This window comes from Fischerella major NIES-592 (assembly GCF_001904645.1).
GTDB classification, from domain to species: domain Bacteria; phylum Cyanobacteriota; class Cyanobacteriia; order Cyanobacteriales; family Nostocaceae; genus Fischerella; species Fischerella thermalis.
In genome coordinates this window covers 80,462-101,169 of record NZ_MRCA01000009.1, presented here as the reverse complement: position 1 = coordinate 101,169, position 20,708 = coordinate 80,462, and the positions used below count along the sequence as shown (strand labels likewise).

Genomic DNA, 20,708 nt, shown 5'->3' with positions numbered 1-20,708 from the left:
ATGAAAATCCAAAGTTTTAAATTTAAGGGGTTGGTTTGTGCAGTAGTTGCTGCTTTTGTCTTAGTACTTTTAACTGTTAATTTTTCTTGGGCGGCGACAGCAGCAAAGCACTATACAGAGCTAGAGTTTGCACCATTACCGGAAATTAAGTTGCCAAAGTATGAGCGGTATAAGTTGGATAACGGTATGGTGGTTTATCTGATGGAAAATCACGAATTACCCTTGGTGAATGGTGCGGCGTTGATTGGTACTGGCGATCGCTTTGAACCATCAGATAAAGTCGGCTTAGCTCAGATGGTAGGGACGGTAATGCGGACTGGAGGAACTCGTTCCCATACGCCAGATGAATTAAACCAGATCTTGGAACAGCGGGCAGCTTCAGTGGAGACTGATATTAATGAAACTAGTGGTAATGCTAGCTTTGAAGCGCTGAGTGAAGATGTCGAAACTGTGTTAGGGTTGTTTGCTGAGATCCTGCGTGAACCTGTTTTTGCTGAAGATAAACTAGCCTTAGCCAAGACACAAGAGCGGGGTAAGATTTCCCGGCGCAATGATGATCCCAATGAAATTGTCCGACGAGAATTTAAGAAATTAGTCTACGGTAAAGACAGTCCCTATGCCCGTACCACAGAGTATGAGACGTTGGCTAAAATTTCTCGTCCGGATTTAGTGAAATTTTACCAACAGTATTTCTATCCCAACAATATGATTTTGGGGATTGTGGGTGACTTTGATCCGAAAAAGATGAAGTCCTTAATTCAAGACAACTTTGGTGACTGGAAACCCAATCCCAATTTTACTAAACCCCAGTTACCACAGGTCACAGCCCAAGGAGGAGGAGTATTTTTTGTCAATCGACCACAGCTGACTCAGAGTAGCATTCTCATTGGTCATTTGGGAGGACAATTTAACAGTCCCGACTATCCAGCGTTGGATGTGTTGAATGGCGTTTTAAATGGTTTTGGTGGACGCTTATTTAATGAAGTGCGATCGCGTCAGGGTTTAGCTTACTCTGTATACGGTTACTGGAGTCCACGCTATGATTATCCTGGTATGTTCATTGCCGGTGGACAAACGCGATCTGATGCAACTGTACAATTTGTCAAGTCTTTGCAAACAGAAATACGACGCCTCCAAACTCAACCAATCACGCCCAAAGAATTAGCTTTTGCTAAAGAATCTACTCTCAATTCGTTTGTTTTCAATTTTGAAGACCCCGCCCAAACTTTATCGCGCTTGATGCGATATGAATATTATGGCTATCCCTCTGATTTTCTCTTCCGCTACCAAAAAGCAGTAGCAGCAACCACAGCAGCTGATGTGCAGAGAGTAGCACAGAAGTATTTAAAACCAGATTCTTTAGTAACTTTGGTTGTGGGAAATCAAACAGCGATCAACCCACCGTTGACACAATTAGCTAAACAAGTGACACCAATAGATGTGACTATTCCTGGTTCACCCCAAGCACAAAGTTAAATTGATTAACTATCATGAAAACTCGGTTGATTATGTCAGCCGGGTTTTTTATTTACTACTAAATCTGGTCTTTTTTAACGCAGAACAGACAAAATCCAAATGAAAAATCCATCTGTGTGCATCGGTGTGCGTCGGTGTTCGATTTACAAATATAAATTTTCTTGTGGCTTTAAGATATAGCGGTTTGTACTTGGATGGGTAGAGAAAAGCGAACACAGATGAACACAGATTAACACCGATAAAGAGTTAAAAATAATTTGGATAAGACAGATTTAATAATACTTATTATTGATATAATAAATGGATATATTTAACTAAATATAATGCATCTAATCTATGGAGTTACTGACTATTTTGGGATTGGCAGCAGCTACGCTTACCACTAGTGCTTTCTTACCACAAATGCTGAAGACTTGGCAATCAAAATCAGCAAAAGATGTTTCTTACACGATGTTGATTACTTTTATTATCGGTATTTTTTTATGGTTGATATATGGAATTTTCCGTCAGGATTTAGCGATTATTTTAGCTAATTTTATAACTTTAATTTTTAACCTGATAATTTTATGGCTTAAAATTAGATATAGATAATAATTAAAGACTAAATTTTTCTCGGTTCTTAGCCCCTAACCTTTAGCCCCTATTTTCCAACTGTGACGTCATCTGTTTTTTCTGCCGAACGCCTTTTATTCACACCCGCTACTCCTGATATTGATGCTATTCCCACTATTTTTGCCTTTCCTAACGAGTACACTGTGGGTATAACTAGTCTTGGCTATCAGGTAGTATGGGCGACTTTGGCTATGCGTGCAGATGTGCAGGTGAGTCGCCTGTTTACTGATATTCACGAATCACTTCCCAAAGAACCAGAGTTATTCGGCTTTTCTGTTTCTTGGGAACTGGATTATGTGAATATTTTGAATTTACTGGAATTTTTAGAAGTTCCGATCCGCACGGCTGCTCGTGATGATCATCATCCCATTGTTTTTGGTGGTGGACCTGTCCTCACTGCTAACCCAGAACCTTTTGCAGATTTTTTTGATGTCATTCTTTTGGGGGATGGCGAAAATCTGCTTGGTAATTTTATTGATGCTTATAAAGCTGTGAGAAATGCTGACCGAAAAACTCAATTAAAAGCACTGGCACAAGTGTCAGGAATTTATGTTCCAAGTTTATATGAAGTTGAATATAATAGTGGCGATGGTGCAATTAAGTTTATTAGTCCAACTTCATCAGAAATTCCAACTGTAGTCCAAAAGCAAACTTATCGCGGCAACGTTTTATCAGCTTCAACGGTAGTTACCCAAAAGGCAGCTTGGGAAAATATTTATATGGTAGAAGTGGTGAGAAGTTGTCCAGAAATGTGTCGTTTCTGTTTGGCAAGTTATCTTACTTTACCTTTTAGAACCGCAAGTATAGAAGAGTCATTAATCCCAGCGATTGAAAGAGGTTTAGCTGTGACAAATCGGCTGGGATTATTGGGTGCTTCTGTGACTCAACATCCTGAATTTGAGAATTTATTAGATTATATTAGTCAGCCAAAATACGATGATGTGCGGTTGAGTATTGCTTCGGTGCGCACTAACACTGTGACGGTACAATTAGCAAAAACTTTGGCAAAACGTGATACTAAATCTCTGACTATTGCTGTAGAAAGTGGTTCGGAAAGATTACGGCAAATCATTAATAAAAAGTTGCATAACGACGAGATCATCCAAGCAGCAGTAAATGCTAAAGCTGGCGGATTAACAGGTTTGAAACTCTACGGAATGGTAGGGGTTCCTGGGGAGGAAGCTGAGGATTTGGATGCTACTGTCGCAATGATGCGCGAGATCAAAAAAGCTGCTCCCGGTTTACGCTTAACATTGGGATGCAGTACCTTTGTACCTAAGTCGCATACGCCGTTTCAATGGTTTGGGGTGAATCGTCAAGCAGAAAAGCGGTTACAGTTATTACAAAAACAGCTCAAACCCCAAGGGATAGATTTTCGCCCGGAAAGTTACAATTGGTCTATAATTCAAGCTTTGATCTCGAGAGGCGATCGCAGATTATCACACTTACTGGAACTTACGCGCAACTTTGGAGATTCTCTGGGTAGCTACAAACGTGCTTTTAAGGAACTCAAAGGGAAACTACCTGAGTTAGATTTCTATGTTCATGCTAATTGGTCAACTGAGCAAGTCTTACCTTGGCATCATTTACATGGACCTTTACCACAGTCTACCCTGCAAAAGCATCTAGCAGAAGCTACAAGTCAGTTTAAACCATCTGAGCAATTGCTAACTGCTAACGGTTAATGATAAGAAAGTTATTCATTGGCAATTAGCGATCGAAAATCTCAAATCCAAATTCTAAAATTGATAGATGCAAACTACAGCAGAGTTTTATTGTGCTTATTGTGGGGAAACAAATCTGACTTTTGTTGACTTGAGTGCAGGGGGACAACAATCTTATGTGGAAGATTGTCAGGTTTGCTGTTGTCCCAATATTTTATATATCCGTGTTGATGAAGAGACTCTGGATATTGAAATTGATACTGAATATGAAGGGTGAATTTGAGGTTGTTCCCAATGCTGGACTTTAAATACTCCTCAGTAATTGATGCACCGGTAGAGGTTGTGTGGCGATTTCATGAAAGACCAGATGTTTTACAAATGCTAACTCCACCTTGGCAACCTGTACAAGTCATGCGTCGTGAGGGAGGGTTGGGCGTGGGTGCTGTGACGGAATTTCGTCTTTTTCTCGGACCATTACCTTTGCGTTGGTTAGCACGTCATACCGAATACGAAGAATTTCATTTATTTACCGATGAACAAATATCTGGTCCCTTCGATTATTGGGTGCATCGGCATCGATTTGAACCGGAAAATGGTAAAACTAGGTTGACAGATGAAGTTTCTTTTGCTTTACCTGGTGGAGATCCAGTGGAATTTCTGGGTGGCTGGTTGGTGAATGTGCAACTAGAAGCAATGTTTCGCTATCGCCATCACATTACGAGACGGGAGTGTGAGGGAAGATGAGGTGGGGAGACGGGGAGTAGAGAAATAATTATTAACCACTAACCACTAACTACTAACTACTAACCACTGTACAGACGTGCCATGGCACGTCTCTACAACAACCACCAATCAACAAACAACAATCAACCACTAACCATAACAATAACTTTATTTAAGAATTAGATTTTTAAAAAAATAAACAAGTCCAGGGCTTTTTGTTGTTCTGGACTTTTTTTCGTAGGATAATAGTTCCAGCTTTGCAACCGTTAAAACACTGAATATTTCCAAGGTGATTTCATTTTCATTGAGTCCGCCAAGAATTAAGATTTTTGGCTTATAGTTCAAGCGGTCTAAAGACAAGTCCAAAGTCTTTTAGTCTACTTAAGTAGACTTTAGTTATTAGCCGAGAAATTTATTTCTGGGCGGGATGAAAAGCTGGTGCAATATCTAAATCTACTGATATTTTAACGCCAATAACTAGTTGTTAATGGCAGTAGTTTTACTGTTTAAAAATTTAAAAATATGAATTTTTTACAATTTAGATTGTATCACAAAGGAAGTTTGAAGTTAGCCTTTGTCAGTCTCAGCTGCTTATTATTTTTCTCTCCTTTGGCAAAGACACAAGCAGAAATTAAAAAGGAATCTACATTAGTAAGTAACTTGAATCATTCCCTGATACAACTAACACAAAAACAAGTTTGTCCATCTGCACAATTACTACCGAAGCGAATTTTTGAGACAGATAAGTATTATGTTTATATTTGCAGAGGAGACGAAAAAAGCTCTTTAGGATATTATGTACAAATTTATAAAAATAGTGGTAGCAAAATTACTATTCCCGTTAGTAATAAAGTAGGTGAAGCTTACTTTGCTAAAGATACTGGGGTAATATATACTGTTACACCCTATGAATTAGTAGTAACTAAATTTAGTAAACGTAATAGTCTTGTTTTGAGAGACAAAGTTAATCATGCGATCGCAGCTGATGGTCAATCTTTAGTGAAGGGTTGTCCTGAAGATAATACTTCCTTTGTAGAAGCTGCAACCAAGAACTATATTGTGTATATTTGTGGTAGAGAAACGCCAGATACTTATATAGCTTTAACTAAGAATGGAACTAGTATAATTACTCTACCATTATTGTCAAACTACAATTCCTCTGCGAAAGCAGAAGATAGTGAATATATTGCTATTAAAGGTAAAACTCGTTATCTTCTCAACCGGAAAATGCTCAGAGTTTCTCGTGATGGACGCAATTTATTTAAGGAAAAAGTTTTATATTGGCATTAAGGATATAAAGGGAAAAATTCATATTGATTTGCAAATGTACGACTTGGTTGAATTTTCACCAAGACCATATCATTTTTATTTTTAATAGGGCGATCGCCTGATTGTAAAAACTGAATTTTTCCAGTTACACCATTAGCAGAAAATTTAGGATTACGCAAGACTTTTTGCAGTCCATCACGAGTTTTACTTTGCTGTAAACCATTAACTATAGCTATAGTTGCATCATAACTTGTAGCAGAACGCCAAGTTACTAAACTATTCCAAAGTTTCTGGGAGTTCTTAGCAAATTCACTTGCAAAATTTCTTCTGGCTTCCCAAGGAACAGCCAACACTAAACCATTAATATCACCTTTTCCTTGCTGGAGAGTTTGTAAGGTATATAGTGAAGTACTGGCAAATAATCTGAGTCTGCCTTGATTGGCTTTAGCTAAATCTAAAGCTTTACTAATTCTATCAATATGGGGAGCTAAAAATAAGCCATCAGCACCATTGCTAATTGCATCCACAATAATTTTATGAGGATCAAAATCTGGTGCAGAAAAATCACAGCTAATATTCACAATATTTCCAGCACCGGCAATGGTAGCAGAAGCAAATTCATCGCGAAAAGATTGATTATCTATAGCTTTTTCATCTACACAAATAGCCAAGTTTTTTGTGCCAGCAATATTGATCGCATAGTGAGAAACAGAATCAGCTAAAAAACGCAGATTGGGAGCAGTGCGAAATACATAGGAACCACACCCCGATAATTTTAGCGAAAAGCTAGTAGGAGAAATATTGACTAATTTCCCTTTTTGATAAATTTCACAGGCTGCTACAGAAGCATCGGAAGCATTATGAGCAATAACTGCTAGAATTTGCTTGTGGCTGACAAAATAGTTAGCTATTTTTCTGGCAATATCAGGATTGTTATCGTCATTTGCTATTTCTATCTGCAACAAATATCCTTGAATACCACCTTTATTATTAACTTCATCTTGAGCTTGAGCTACACCTTGAAGTATTTCTCTGGCAACATTGGGATTACTACCAATCGGGACACTGACGGCAATTTTTAAAACTTTGCCATGACGAGCAGCAAGGGCATTTTGTAAGTATATGTGTGTTTCGGGATCATTGGGCATATTTTGCAGAGATTTTTGAAAATATGCGATCGCCATCTCATATTTCTCTGCTGCAAAAGCTTGTATACCTGCTTTTTTCTCGCTACTGGGGTTTGTATCTTGAAATAAAATTTTCTCTCCCAAGCTAATACGATTAAAAACAGAGTCTTTGAGTGCAAAATGATAGTTATGAGAATTTTCGGCATCAGGTTTAACTTCTACTAACACCGCCGTACCGATGCGATCACCCCAAGGTGAAAATTGAATAGTTCCCGTAACACCTTCTAAAGCAAAACCATCAGATAAAGCTTGTTGGATGCCATCTCTAGTGTTATCTTTTTGGATTAGGGCTTGAGCGATCGCATTTGTTGCATCGTAGGCATTTGCTGTGCGCCAAGTGATAGAATTTGGATCATTCCAAAGTTTGTAGGCATCTTTGACAAAGTTTTTATTGGCAGAAGCGTCGGTATGCCAAGAAACAGCCATCACTAAACCGTTGACAGTTTTACCAGCCTTAAGAGTTTTTTGAGTTTGCATACTGTGACTGCCAAAAAGCATTAATTTGCCTTGATTAGCTTTAGCAATCTCTATAGCTTTGTCAATTCTGTCAACATGGGGATTGAGAAATATACTATTTGCTTGCACTTTGAGCGCACGTTCAATGGCAAATTCTGGCTGAAAATTCTTTGCTGCTAAATCGCAGTGAATATCAATTAACTGAATATCATTTTTGCTCAGTGCTGAAGCTATTGCTGGTTCATAAGACTGATCTTTTGCTTGAGAATCACGACAGATAGCAACGCGAGTTTTGCCTTCTTTTTTTGCATACTCGGCTAAAGTTTCAGCAATGACATCATTTCTAATTACAGTTCTGTAGATATAACTCCCAGCAGATCGGTTTTCGGGGTTAGTTACCAATTGAGAAGTACTAGTTGGTGAAATCATCACCAATTTTCCTGCTTGATAAATATTAGCAGCAGGGACGCTAGCATCACTACTGTTATGTCCGATTACTGCTAAGATCTTTTGATTCTGAACAAATCTGTGAGCAACCCTTTGAGCAATAGCAGGATTGTTATCATCGTTGGCTATTTCAACTTTAAGTAACTTACCATCAATACCACCTCTACGGTTAATTTCATCTTGAGCTTGTGCTACACCCCGCAAAATTTCCTGTGCGACATCAGGATTCGTACCAATAGGAACTGCAACTGCGATCGTCAATTTTTCTTGATTGCCGATCTTGGCATTATTCAAATATATTAATGATTCCGGATCATTAGATTTTTGTTTTAAAGAAAGTTTGAATTTACTAACTGCTTGATTATAATTTTTCCATGATAATGCTTGCACTCCTTGCTTTTTATAGTCAGTCGAAACTGTTTTCACTAAAATTTTATTGCCATCACTAAACCGATTACGGAAATTAATTTCATCAATTCCACGCCACAAAACTGCACCAATACACCCCAGCGAAACTGTGAAAAGAACTATTCGGTAAGCCTTTTCTTTCCAGTTCATAATTCGGGGATATTTTAGTTCCGTTGCGGCTGGATTCTGAAAAATTACAGGTAGCCAAGAAGCACAAGGGTAGTCCCTTTCCCATTCCTCATATAGGCGTTCCCGTGCTTGATTTACAGACGCATATAAAGATTCACCCCTACTAAATGCAGTCAGAAAATATTTCAAAAACTCTTGAGCAATAATATCAGGTACATATTCCCGCATCACAATTGTGTAAGGAATGCGTAAATCAGCTAAATTGCGTGCTAATCCCAATCCATCACAAGAGTTAAAAATTGCCAATTTTAATCCCTGTCTGACTGCATGTCTAAGAGAGTAACGTAAATTTCGTAATGATAAATAACTCTCGTCGGCATTAATTTGAATTTCTCCCCAACAGTCACCCTCTTTACTCATACTATGTCCGGCAAAAAATAAAATATCCCAAGGTTGAGTTCTCAAATTTTCAATTAATTGACGGCGTGTAGGTTCTATTAATGCTTTAACTTTTGCACCTGGTAAATTTTTGAGAAAATATAAATCTTGTTCGAGATTAATCTCCTGGTTACTACCTAAAATTGCCAATATTTTGATTGGTGCTTTGAGTTGCTTTGTTGATGGTTCGTATTCTGAACTAATGACTATTTCTGCTTGGGGATGGCTAGTAGAGAAAAAACCCCACAAATGCCAAGGTAATCTCCGCAATAATGAATCTTGAGTCTGTAAAATAAACCGAACATCTTCAGAATTTCCAATTTGTCTTGATAATTGTCGCTCTATTTCTAAAACAGGCGCTTGATTTAACCAAGCATTAAAACTATCTTGAAATGCTTGAGCAGCTTGATTACAAGCATCTTTACTAGAAAAGTTTGTAATCTGATTTTTAGGAATAATAATCAACCAATTTGCTGGCAATTTTTCATAAATAGATTGCCATGTAGTGTATATTGTCGGAAATTCTGGTGCAGGTGGTAATCTCCCGGAAATCTCAGCAGTATGAGGCTTACCAGTTTCACCAATTCTCACTTTGACAGGAAATCCCCTCTCAAAAGAACCCTCTCCTATTTCAAAAATGACTTGTTTAACCTGCTTAACCACATTTACCACCACTTTAACTTAATATTTAATGTAAAATCATGGCTAGAAATCACCACTCAATAGCTAACGAATAATCCATCTGTGTCCATCTGTGTGCATCTGTGTTCGATAAAATGAATTTATTTCTCTTTGAATTAGTAAATGGCGATCGCAACAATGATCGTGTGGGAAGCGAACACCGATGAACACCGATGAACACTGATGGAAATCTCTCTGTGTTCGATAAAATGAATTTATTTCTCTTTGAATTAGTAAATGGCGATCGCAACAATGATCGTGTGGGAAGCGAACACCGATGAACACCGATGAACACTGATGGAAATCTCTCTGTGTTCGATAAAATGAATTTATTTCTCTTTGAATTAGTAAATGGCGATCGCAACAATGATCGTGTGGGAAGCGAACACCGATGAACACCGATACACACCGATGAAAATCCATCTGTGTCCATCTGTGTGCATCTGTGTTCGATTAAAAAAATCATTTCTATACCAGTTCCAATAATTCATATTTAAATAACAAAATTTTCTGTAATCACTGCATCATTTAAACCAACTCTAACTCGAAATCTCTCACCGAATTCCGCACAAAACTTTAATTGAATATAATCATCATCTCCTCTAGCCTGAACTTCTAAAAATGCTTGTCCATCCTCATATAATCCTGCTAATTGTAAACCTAATGGTAAATAAGCATGATTCATAGGATAAACCCGCAATAGCACAGCAACTGTTTGATCTGGTTTTGGTAAAACTGCTACCATCAAAGCTACAGAACTACCATCTAATTGCATTCCCAAATCCATAATGCGTCTAGCAGTCACAACTGGGTGATTCGGTTGGAGAGTCCACAAAATTTCCGCAAGAGTCCAACGTGTTTCTTCATCTTCAGTAGTTCTGATTAGATGAACTAAAATATCCAGAAGTTCTGAGGAAATATTACTATTATTATTTACCTCCGTTTCTTGACAACGATGATTAAACGTTTTGGACATGAATTTGGAGGGTAAACCTTTTTGCCAACTATGATTGGGATAAAATTGCTCAATAATTTGCCAAACGATATCTTGGGATTCTAATTTCAATCCTCTGACACGTTTAATAGAACGAAAAGCAAATTGAGGTTTTCTTTTACGGGTGAATTCTTCAACTGTTTGCCACTCATTTGTATACATATTTCCTAGCCATGCTCTTAAAGAAATTAGATGCGATCGCTCTATTAATTCATCCAATGAATGTAACTGGTTAATATCAATTTCCGATGTTGTGACATTAGGCAAAAATCCCCAGATTTTCCCTTCCTTACAAGTTTTATTAATTTCGACAACCACATAACCAATGCGATCATCCCAAACTTCTGGCGGAATATAACAAATGCGATCGCCTGTGCGAATTGCTCGACATTCTAAGTGTCCTACCCCAGTTAACATTAAATCGGCGACATTATCAATTAACCTCCGGTAAGGCTGCCAACTATAGCTAGATTCTAAATCTGTGGGTATATCTAGCATTTGCAAATAGGTATGAACTACTTGAACGGCTAAAGTATTTAAATATACTTGTCTACCTCTTGTTGGTGTTAGTTGTTCTCTGGCAAATTTGAGAGCATTTTGTCGGAATTCTTCAGGAATAGGGATAGATATGGTTTGACGTTCAGTTAAGTAATTCATAGTTGTAGATTCAAACTTCAAAAAAGATTAATCAAGATAGCCTTGGAATTTACAAAACTCTGCTAGCAAAGGCAGACATTTTTTTTGGTAGAAATTACTGAGAGTTGGTATAGGTACACCAAAATCCTGCGATAAATCTTTCCAAGTAACTTCCAAAAGAAAGCGGCGTTCAATCAAAACTTGACAGTTAACATCCGGGCGATCGCTAATATGAATACGCCGTAATTTACTGGTTTGAGTTATGAGCCATTCCCGAATTTCTTTGAGCAGAGGTGATGGTTCTGGTGGTACGGGAATCAGATCTAAAGGATCTATTACTTCACCATTTTCTCCCACAAAGGGATAAAATCTTCTTTTTCTCTCTTCTTTATTTCTCTGACTAATTTCTTTAATACGATAATACAAGTAACCATTTAACCAGTTAATTACACAACCTTGTTCGGGATTATAGGGATTCCTAGCAGTAGTTGCTTCACAGATATTTTGGCAAAAATATATCCAGGTTTTCTGAAAGGCTTCCTCTACATCAGGTACATCTGTACATCGCAAAATTTTACCCGATTTTTGAATCAGATAAATAATTTGATTCAGTTTCCTTTTGCGTTCTAAACTGCCTCGTGGATGCTGACAAGCTTCTTGAACAAGTTGGAGGATTTGTGAGTTTAATTCATCCATACTGTAAAGGATTGGTTAACTTTTAACAGCTTTGGCTCAACTTACTGCTACAGTTTCTATGGGCGTTTATCCAGATTTGATTTCACTTCCGGCATCAGAATTTTCCCGTCACCCTTGAATTCATTAATCGCCTTACTAATATCTATACCAGTAGCCTGGCGTAACTGTTCTAATAAAGATGCAAATTTTGGCACATTTCCACTATTAGCAGCATCAATGACAGTTAAATTTTCTACCTCCACTTGCGGAACTCCCTGAGCCATCATTTTCAACAAAGGTTCCAACTTCTGAAACAGGAAAATTTCTCGCGCCGCCGCACCAGCATTTTGCCAAGATTCAGCTAAACGCCGTGTACCTGCGGCTTGCGCCTTACCATCTTCGATAATTCTGGCTGCATCGCCCTTAGCTTTGGCGATCGCTTGCTGACATGCGGCTGCGGCTGGCGCAATCACATCAGCTTGCAACTGCTTTTCTACCTGTTTGATGCGTTCAGTTTGTACCGCCACCTCTGCTTGTACCCGCGCGATCTCTGCATTGACTACCGCTTCCACTTCCGCAATCATTGCGGTGCGCTTTGTCAGTGCATCTCTAACTCTGCGTTCCGCCTCCGCCTTCGCCACCTCCAAATCCCGTTCAATTTGTCTTAATTTAGTGATGCGATCGTTTTCCGAAGCCTTAATAATAGCTTCCGCCTTGGCTTGTGCTTCCGCTATGCGCGCATCTCGTAACAACTCCGCCTGCTGCTTGCGTCCAATTGAATCTAAATAACGCACCTCATCAGAAATATTTTTAATTTGCAAATTATCCAAAACCAATCCCAACTTTTCCAAATCATCCTCCGCCTCTTCCAACAAAGTTTTCGCAAAAGCAATCTTATCTTCATTCACTTGTTCTGGTGTGAGATTCGCCAACACCCCCCGCAAATTTCCTTCCAAAGTTTCCTTGGCTAACTGTTCAATATCTTTGCGAGTTTTACCCAACAAACGTTCGATCGCATTGTAAATAATTGGTTCTTCGCCAGCAATTTTAATATTCGCTACCCCTTCTACCGTCAAAGGAATACCACCTTTAGAAAAGGCATTTACCACCCGCAATTCAATAATCATATTAGTTAAATCCATGCGGAAAGTCTTTTCAATCAGGGGAATTTGAATCCCACTACCTCCTTTTACCAAACGGTATCCTACCGAATTGCCATCACCTGTAGGAGTACGACTACCAGCGAAAATCAACACCTCACTGGGCTGACAAATATAGTACAAATTGCGAATTACCCACCAACCAGCAGCAGTACCAGTACCAAATATTCCAAGTAGTAAAGCTATAATTTCCATAATATTTTTCCTTGAATCAGTAAATGATTAGGTTGGAAAAAGCGAACACAGATGAACACCGATACACACCGATAATTTCAGGGGGATTATTCTTTGGTGGTTGAGTGATTATGAGTAGTAAATTCACATTAAAAGGGCAAAATCCATCTGTGTCCATCTGTGTTCATCGGTGTTCGATAAAAAATCAATTTGTTTGTTCGCGATTAGAGGAATGAAATTGCAAAAAGCGAACACAGATGAACACCGATACACACCGATAATTTCAGGGGAATTATTCTTTGGTGGTTGAGTGATTATGAGTAGTAAATTCACATTAAAAGGGCAAAATCCATCTGTGTTCATCTGTGTTCATCGGTGTTCGTTTTCTCAAATTAATTATTTTGCTCATTCAAAGTCCCCCTCACATCAATTCCTAAAGTCCGATTCACATTCTCTAAAAACTGCAACACAATCTCTGGATAAACATTCACTAAACTAGCCAAAGACTTACCATCACCGTTGTCAATTACATTTACTTTATCGATTTGAATTCGCTGGGGAATTTGCACCGCCTCTTGTAATACCATTTCAATTTGTTGAATTAAGAACAACTTGCCAGCCTCTGTTCCTGTTTGCTGCCAAACCTGGGAAAGAATATCGTTGACTAAGGCTGCTGCTTTCGCATTTTCTTCCAAAGCGGCGGCTTCGCCTCTGGCGTGGAGTTCTTGGGCTTGAGATTGGGCGAGGGCTGGCAAAACTGTATCTGCTTCTAAACGTAGACGTTCTAATTCTGCCCGTAATGCTTGCAGTGCTTGTTCGGCTTTAGCTTTCTTTTCTTGGGCTGCGGCTTTAGTAATTTCTTCTTCGGAACGGGCTGTTTGTTCTAATTTGGCTTTGATTTTACGCAGTTCGTTTTCTTTTTCCAAAACAATGATTCTGTCTTGGGTTTTAGCAACTTGGGCTTGTTCTTCACATTGGGCTTCCACTTGTTCGGCTTGAGCGATCGCATTTGATTCGGCAATTTCTGCATCTCTCAAAATCAAGGCTATTTGCTTGCGTCCCAAGGATTTGAGATAATCTACATCATCAGAAACACTTTGGATTTTTAAAGTATCGAGTTGTAATCCCAGTTTCGCTAAATCACGACTGACATCAGAGGCGATGCGTTCGGCAAAACTTAGTCGATCTTCGTTGAGTTCTTCTGGTGTGAGGGTAGCCACAACACCCCGCAAATATCCTTCTAGAGTTTCGCGAGAAACCCGCGCTAATTCTGAGCGATCGCGATCTAAAAAACGTTCGATCGCATTACCTACTACCGCCGGATCTGTGGAAATTTTCACATTGGCGATCGCTTGAATATTTAAAGGTGTCCCCCCTTTAGCATAGGCGTTCCGTACCTCTACGCGCACTGGCATTGTCGTTACATCCATCCGCTTGACAGTTTCCACAATCGGAATCCGGATAGCACGCCCACCTACCAATACCCGATAACCTACTTGTTGTCCATCTTTATTCCGCCACTTGCGCCCCGAAAGAATCAAAACTTCATTAGGCTTGCAAATACACAAAAACGACTTCAAAAACCAGACAATAGCAATAGCGCCAAAAATAGAAGCAGCAATGGGAAGACTGGTAAATATTAATCCTTCTATCCCATTATCTTTATTTGTTGTGACAGGCCGATCAGCTGGAATTTGCCCGACTTGTACAGTTGTGATAGTTTTCATTGTTAGTTGTTAGTTGGTAGTTAACCGATTTACAATCTTGGAAGTTCTGGGTTTGAACTATAAACTTCTAATCTTGAACCCGAAATCTCCCCACACTCCCCCCACTCCTCCCCACCCTCACACCCCCACCACCCACACCTTATTACCCTTCATCCTCACAACAACAACGCGATCGCCTTGGTGAAATTGTTGAGTTTCATCGGTGAGGGCAACAAAATCTACTAAGGAACCTTTGAGATTAACGCGGATTTTTCCCGGGCTGCTGCGGTTGAGAGGAATTTCCACAGTTCCGTAACAACCGACAATATGATCCGTGCGTACAAGGCTATCGATCGCGAGGCGTCGGCGTTGCAAAAAAATCAATACAACTATAAACGCACCAGCCAAAATTCCCAAGGCGACTGCAATACCAGTAATTATCAAAATGGAATTTTTCATAAAACTATTTCAAATTAACCACCACAGCCGCCACAACCACCACCACAGCCACTACCACAACCACCACCACAGCTACTACCAACACCACTGGTAACATCACCACTACTAGTAGTTGGTGGTACGAGGGCTTGTTTTAAATCTGCTAAAGAACCTACCAAGACTGCACTACCAAACAAAGCTACACCGAATGCAATGTCAGATGAGGTAGGGGAGTAAGATGAGCGATAGTAATTGAGGGTGCGATCGCCAAATCGAGTGCGGTGTGGTTTTGGCAATAGGAAGAACGCCAAAATCGCCGTCACAATGCACATTCCGATTAAAAAACCTACAGGTTTACCTCGGGAAAGTCCCACAAAGATTTTGCTGATTCCCAATAGCAGTACTGCTAAGACGGGTATTGCAGTCGCACATTGAATTATCTTCGCTTGGCGATCGCTAACTAGCAAACCTTGGTTTTCCAAGTTTCGCCTAATTGAATTTGTTGCAGATATGGCTCTTTTGCGGATAGTTTCAATAGGAGCATAATTCGTACCACTGACGCTTTCCTCAGTAATTGCTTCTGCGATTGATTTTTCTAAAGGATGACTATTAGCAGATAGAGTATTTTCCAACTGCAAAGTCCGCCTTGTCGCCGAAACTGTGAGATATTTGTCTTGAACAAGTTTAGCGATCGCAGCATCTACTGCCCGGTATGCACTACCAGTCAAATATGCTAATTCATAACCATTGAGAGAGCCAGATTCACTACCTGAACTATTAGCAGATATACTTAAAAACCAACGCAAACTTCTAGCTATGACAAAAGTAAAAATTACCGTCAAAAAGTAAAACCAGAGGAAATCAGGGCCGCTTAAATTCAGGGGATTGGTAATAGAAGCCGCTAAGGCTGGCTGGTTATTTGCTACTATTAATCCCAAAGAAAATAGGTGTAGCCAAATTAACGATAAATTTCCTGTAGGGGGCAGTGACAAACGAGCTATACTTATCTTTGGCAACTTCACTAATTTTTTCGGTAAAACCCAATTTTCCTGAGTATTCACCCGCACAAAATGCGTATCAATACTAAAACGAATATGTGGTAATGGCCAAATATCTAGTGGTGGAGTTTGCCTAAAAAAACGCTCGTAACTTGCCAAAGTTTTGATATACAAATCTTGGAATTTACGAAGTTCAACACTACCACCCCGAGTAGGGTTGTGGTGCAGTGGTGTTTGTAAAACTTTTGCACAAAATTCGTCCCAATAAGAATGTGTATAAGTTAAGTGCAGATGCCAAACTTGATCAACTTGTTCTGATGGAACCACCGTATGTCCAGCAACTACCGCTAAAAAAGCAAACTTTTTATACTCCTCAATTGCCCGTTTTGTATATTCAGCACTCCAACCATTTTCTTTAGCTAATTTTTTGCTGAACGGATAAATAGCATCATTTTCGTCTATAGAAAACTCTTGAATCCGTGTATATAATTTTGCTTGTTCAATGTTCATCATTTCCTGTCACCCACTATTCACAGAACTCTCCTACTGGTTAGCCTTGCTTCTATAGGTTCTTCAGTTTGAACAGGAAAAATTTATTGTTGTGTTTATATAAATTTACAATCAAAAGACTCTGCGTACCTCTGCGCTGACTCTGCGCCCCTCTGCGTTTAAAAACGCTAGCTTTTATCAACGAACAACCTTGATTTTTGCATAACTAAGAAGAGCTAGCTAAAATATATGCTTTTTTCGGCGTTGCTGAATCAAGATATGAATTTACAATTCACGGGTATGACCAGACGTAGTAGAGACGTAGCATTGCTACGTCTCTACAATGATTTGGCATCGAACTACAAAAATGTATGCACACATAATTCATGACCAAATTCAGCAACGCCCTTTTTTCTATAGATTTATTTAACTTTTTAAGCTGAAAGCTTTATTTCAGGGCCGTCTGCTTCTATTTTGAAGCATTTTCTTCCTTGGAAAACATCTACTTTAATTTTAGGTAAAGCTGATGCAACAGCAAAAAGCTCGACGCAACCGGGGTGTCATCCTCACCCCTAAAGGCTGGGAGAGATTTCAAGCTGCCAAAATTCAAGCCGAGTTTGAGGAGAATGCTGGAGACGATTTTACTTTAGAAGAACTGAGCGATCGCATGGGTTTATCCCTGCAGACGATCTCCAGGACACTGGGACGAGAAGAACCCGTAGATAAAAGTTCCTTGCAATTTGCCTTTCGTGCCTTTGGGCTAGAGTTGTGTAAAAGTCATCACAAGTGCGTAGAAGCTCTGCTTCTCGTCGCTAGACATCGCTGATTTGACACGGTTGCTAAGAGTGTGATCGTCCACATCAACCCCATCATCAAAAGTGCGATCGCTTGGGAAAATAAGCTAACGTGATGTAGACAGTTTTGATTAGTTGTGAAAGTTCGTAGTCAGGACTTTAGCCCTTTAAATTCAGGGAGAAATAGCTCACTACAAACCTCTCATAGTTAATCACACAGGTCATTCCTTACTGTGACTCTTGTCAGAGAAGATGTATTTCTTCTAAAAGCTCTTGTTTCTGGTAGTTAAGGAACAAGTAATACCAAAATTAAAACCAACCACAATCAGTTGTGATATATGGTCTATATACGTTCGGAACAATATTTTTCTGACCAGCAAATTTCCTTCCGTAATAACCATCATCAAAACCACGTGCAAATTCACCGCCCGCTGTGCGTGGCTTGTACTCTTTCCCCTTTTTAGCATTCTCACGTCCTTGGCGATACCCATCAGCGTAAGCTTGGGGATGATAGGCTGGATCTTCATCAACAAGCCAATGGGTAATCGGATAACAATAGTTCAATGGATAAAAAGGATAGGTGTCATAATACCGATAGCGTCGATGAGCTTGAGCTGGTTGATCATTGAGGAGAAAACTAGTAGCGCTCATTAAAGCTACTAGACTTGTCATAATTATCTTTTTCATCATATTAGTCTCCAGAGTTATAAAACTCCTGGTACTTTTAAGATATCGACAAGAAGATTTAATTGCGATCACCTGTTAGGGTGAGCCAAACAATTTTTGATTTAGAAATAGTCAATTTACCGGCGTTGCTGAATCTGGTCATGAATTATGTTTGTATACATTTTTGTAGAGACGTAGCAATGCTACGTCTCTACATATCCGTGAATTGTAAATTCATATCTTGATTCAGCAATGCCAATTTACCTAACTGTTTCCACACAGCTTCTTGTTACTCATCTATAGTCTGGAAACATTCCGTTCTTAGTACTAATTCCACAACTCAGCAATATTTATTTTCGATGACGCGAATGATGAATTCTTACTTATCCAAAACTCAGAAATGTAAAAAGCGATGACAAATTATGCTCGTAAAATGTCAATCAGCAGCAAAATTGTCATGAATCAATATAAAAATGGGGCGGGAGTATCCGTCCTTAATGCTTAAAAGAGAAATTTTTCATATAAACCCACGCCATACTGCAAATGCAGTTGGCGTTGGGAATATATCACGCTTTTCGTGAGTAGTACTCAACCACAAGCAATTCGTTGATACTTAGTGCCACCCATTCACGTTCAATGACACTGTTGACTTTACCTTCCATCTTGTTTTTGTCAAATTCAAGATGACTGGGAAGGTTAGCTAAACCCGGATATTGTAAGTTAGTTTCCACTAGTTTCCGGGATGCTTCTCTATTTCTCACAGCAATAACTTCCCCCGGACGACACTGGTAACTGGGAATATTCACAACTCGACCGTTGACTGTGATATGGCCGTGGTTTACCAATTGGCGTGCTGCTGGAATAGTGGGAGCCATACCCAAGCGGAAAACCGTATTATCCAAGCGCATTTCTAGCAATTGCAGTAGCACTTGTCCGGTAGAACCAGTTACACGTCTGGCTTTCCGTACGTACCGCAACAGCTGCTTTTCTGTCAAACCGTAGTTAAAACGGAGTTTTTGTTTTTCTTCAAGACGGATAGCGTATTCAGAGCGCTTCTTACGGTTCTGACCGTGTTGACCAGGAGGATAAGAGCGTCTGGCGCTTTTACGAGTTAGTCCTGGCAATTCACCCAGGCGACGTGTAATTCTTAGTCGTGGTCCTCTGTATCGGGACATGAGCTTCCTAATCTAATCCTAATTTCAACTGTTACCCAGACATATCATTTTGACATTCCCTACCCAAAAGTGCTAGAGATTCTTGGTTTACAGAAGCTAAATTTTCACAGTTACTCAGTTATCACTTAGCAGTTATCAGTATATTGATCACTGTTTGCTGAATTTAAATGAAGTTGCTTCTGTTTCCAAGCTTTCACTCTGATTGTTTCAGAGTCAGTTCCGGCGTGTCTCGCCGTACTGTACTTGTTATTTCAAGCTTTTAGTTGCGATCGCGCGCCTTACCGTTAGTCACTGCTTGAGTTTCAAGCCTCTACGGTAGCGCTAAATGCCAGCAGCCAAGACATTTTCGCTAACTCCACAAGATATTATACAAGCAATTAGGCGTGATTGGTGATCCCTCCTTGTCTTCCTCGTCCCTCTTAACCAATTTTTAATTTTTAATTTTTAATTGATCAGGCTTCCTGCCAAAATGAATGAGAACAAAGTTTGAAGATGAGATAGCATAACTTTGCGTGATTGGAGTGGAACGGAAATGTCTTTCAAGAAAAACAGTAACTATTTATACAAAAACATGCTCAAAGCTAAACAAAAATTGAGTACTGGAATCGCCGCACCAGCATTGGTTGTAATGGGATGGTTAGGAATAAGTTTTTTACCTGGTACAAGTGCGATCGCTGTTAGCACAGGTGATTACAGGGCGTGTGCCTCTCGACTCCTCAAGGCAGGCATCACTGCGGACGCAGCAGCAAGCGCTTGTGCAAGGGCATTGCGTCCCAGAGATTTGTCCTCTTGTGTAGCTGAAATTGAAGATGAGACTGAAATAGCTGCGGTAGATGCACTATCTACCTGCATACGGGCGTGGCGCCCTGAAGATGTAGGCGCGTGTGTAGTTGGCATCAGTAAAAATACTGAAACTGGGAACCAAGTTCTCGATAAACAGTTATTGAACAGAACAATTTTAAGCAATTGTGGTTTGAGTTTATTACCAAGGCGCTATGCTCAATGCGTTGTGGGTTTGCGATTGCAAATTGAAAATTTAGCGCCTACTCAAGCTATAAATACCTGTATTGATGCCAGCAATTATGTTAGTGGCTATTCACCTACTTTTATACCTGCTAACAGAACAGATAACACAATTTTTCAGCCTTCTTTTCAAACTCAACCAATTCCTAACAACCAAAACCGCCAATGAAGGAAGATGGGAAAATAGTAAAAGAAACCCCATATAAACAATAGGGGCCGTATACCGTGTGGGGTAAAAGGTAAAGGTTAAATCGAGGCGTTGCTGAATTTGGTCATGAATTATGTGTGCA

18 protein-coding genes are annotated in these 20,708 nt (G+C 39.5%); 8 read left to right on the top strand and 10 right to left on the bottom strand.

From position 1 onward, the window contains the following. From NIES592_RS16515 to NIES592_RS16490, 6 genes are all read left to right on the top strand, one after another. On the top strand, window positions 1–1,476 hold the full coding sequence (locus NIES592_RS16515; protein WP_073556322.1) for a M16 family metallopeptidase: 1,476 nt from the start codon (window positions 1–3) through the stop codon (window positions 1,474–1,476). 336 nt (window positions 1,477–1,812) lie between these two features. After that, complete coding sequence (locus NIES592_RS16510; protein WP_062244945.1) at window positions 1,813–2,067, top strand: SemiSWEET transporter; 255 nt, start codon at window positions 1,813–1,815, stop codon at window positions 2,065–2,067. Between the two features lie 62 nt (window positions 2,068–2,129). Beyond that, entirely contained in the window at window positions 2,130–3,773 is a 1,644-nt protein-coding gene (locus tag NIES592_RS16505; RefSeq protein WP_073556321.1) for a B12-binding domain-containing radical SAM protein, read from the top strand. Between the two features lie 67 nt (window positions 3,774–3,840). Continuing rightward, entirely contained in the window at window positions 3,841–4,029 is a 189-nt protein-coding gene (locus tag NIES592_RS16500) for a CPXCG motif-containing cysteine-rich protein (RefSeq protein WP_073556320.1), read from the top strand. Window positions 4,030–4,046: 17 nt separating this feature from the next. Beyond that, window positions 4,047–4,496 (top strand): SRPBCC family protein, encoded by a 450-nt coding sequence (locus NIES592_RS16495; protein WP_062244957.1) that lies wholly within the window; start codon window positions 4,047–4,049, stop codon window positions 4,494–4,496. A 501-nt stretch (window positions 4,497–4,997) separates the two neighbouring features. Beyond that, window positions 4,998–5,765 (top strand): hypothetical protein, encoded by a 768-nt coding sequence (locus NIES592_RS16490; protein ID WP_062244960.1) that lies wholly within the window; start codon window positions 4,998–5,000, stop codon window positions 5,763–5,765. On the opposite strand, the gene NIES592_RS16485 is transcribed toward NIES592_RS16490, so the two are convergent. The 8 genes from NIES592_RS16485 to NIES592_RS16455 all read right to left on the bottom strand — a co-directional run bounded on the left by NIES592_RS16485 (window position 5,762) and on the right by NIES592_RS16455 (window position 16,784). Further along, window positions 5,762–9,472 (bottom strand): ABC transporter substrate-binding protein, encoded by a 3,711-nt coding sequence (locus NIES592_RS16485; protein WP_073556319.1) that lies wholly within the window; start codon window positions 9,470–9,472, stop codon window positions 5,762–5,764. The two genes, NIES592_RS16490 and NIES592_RS16485, sit on opposite strands and share 4 nt — an antisense overlap. A gap of 63 nt (window positions 9,473–9,535) precedes the next feature. Continuing rightward, a complete protein-coding gene (locus NIES592_RS24620; RefSeq protein ID WP_143168377.1) occupies window positions 9,536–9,913 on the bottom strand; it encodes a hypothetical protein in 378 nt (125 codons plus the stop codon). Between the two features lie 70 nt (window positions 9,914–9,983). Next, window positions 9,984–11,141, bottom strand: a complete 1,158-nt coding sequence (locus NIES592_RS16480; protein WP_073556318.1) for a DUF1822 family protein — start codon at window positions 11,139–11,141, stop codon at window positions 9,984–9,986. Window positions 11,142–11,168: 27 nt separating this feature from the next. Further along, window positions 11,169–11,816 (bottom strand): hypothetical protein, encoded by a 648-nt coding sequence (locus NIES592_RS16475; RefSeq protein WP_073556317.1) that lies wholly within the window; start codon window positions 11,814–11,816, stop codon window positions 11,169–11,171. 56 nt (window positions 11,817–11,872) lie between these two features. Continuing rightward, window positions 11,873–13,150 carry a flotillin family protein gene (locus NIES592_RS16470; RefSeq protein ID WP_062244974.1) on the bottom strand — a complete coding sequence of 426 codons (1,278 nt, stop codon included), beginning with the start codon at window positions 13,148–13,150 and terminating at the stop codon, window positions 11,873–11,875. Window positions 13,151–13,521: 371 nt separating this feature from the next. After that, window positions 13,522–14,856, bottom strand: coding sequence for a flotillin family protein (locus tag NIES592_RS16465; RefSeq protein ID WP_062244976.1), 1,335 nt, complete (start codon window positions 14,854–14,856; stop codon window positions 13,522–13,524). 117 nt (window positions 14,857–14,973) lie between these two features. Continuing rightward, on the bottom strand, window positions 14,974–15,294 hold the full coding sequence (locus tag NIES592_RS16460) for an NfeD family protein (protein ID WP_062244979.1): 321 nt from the start codon (window positions 15,292–15,294) through the stop codon (window positions 14,974–14,976). Between the two features lie 14 nt (window positions 15,295–15,308). After that, a complete protein-coding gene (locus tag NIES592_RS16455; RefSeq protein ID WP_256678155.1) occupies window positions 15,309–16,784 on the bottom strand; it encodes a TIGR04222 domain-containing membrane protein in 1,476 nt (491 codons plus the stop codon). A 502-nt stretch (window positions 16,785–17,286) separates the two neighbouring features. Here NIES592_RS16455 and NIES592_RS16450 point away from each other — a divergent pair. Further along, window positions 17,287–17,586: a hypothetical protein gene (locus NIES592_RS16450; RefSeq protein WP_256678154.1), complete on the top strand. Its 300-nt coding sequence runs from the start codon at window positions 17,287–17,289 to the stop codon at window positions 17,584–17,586. Window positions 17,587–17,863: 277 nt separating this feature from the next. Here NIES592_RS16450 and NIES592_RS16445 read toward each other — a convergent pair whose 3' ends face one another. Both NIES592_RS16445 and rpsD read right to left on the bottom strand, forming a co-directional pair. Continuing rightward, window positions 17,864–18,241 (bottom strand): hypothetical protein, encoded by a 378-nt coding sequence (locus NIES592_RS16445; protein WP_062244986.1) that lies wholly within the window; start codon window positions 18,239–18,241, stop codon window positions 17,864–17,866. A gap of 545 nt (window positions 18,242–18,786) precedes the next feature. Further along, on the bottom strand, window positions 18,787–19,395 hold the full coding sequence (gene rpsD, locus NIES592_RS16440) for a 30S ribosomal protein S4 (RefSeq protein WP_016871084.1): 609 nt from the start codon (window positions 19,393–19,395) through the stop codon (window positions 18,787–18,789). A gap of 532 nt (window positions 19,396–19,927) precedes the next feature. Between rpsD and NIES592_RS16435 the strand changes: the two genes are divergently transcribed. Beyond that, window positions 19,928–20,587 carry a hypothetical protein gene (locus tag NIES592_RS16435; protein ID WP_009458490.1) on the top strand — a complete coding sequence of 220 codons (660 nt, stop codon included), beginning with the start codon at window positions 19,928–19,930 and terminating at the stop codon, window positions 20,585–20,587. Window positions 20,588–20,708 lie beyond the last annotated feature (121 nt).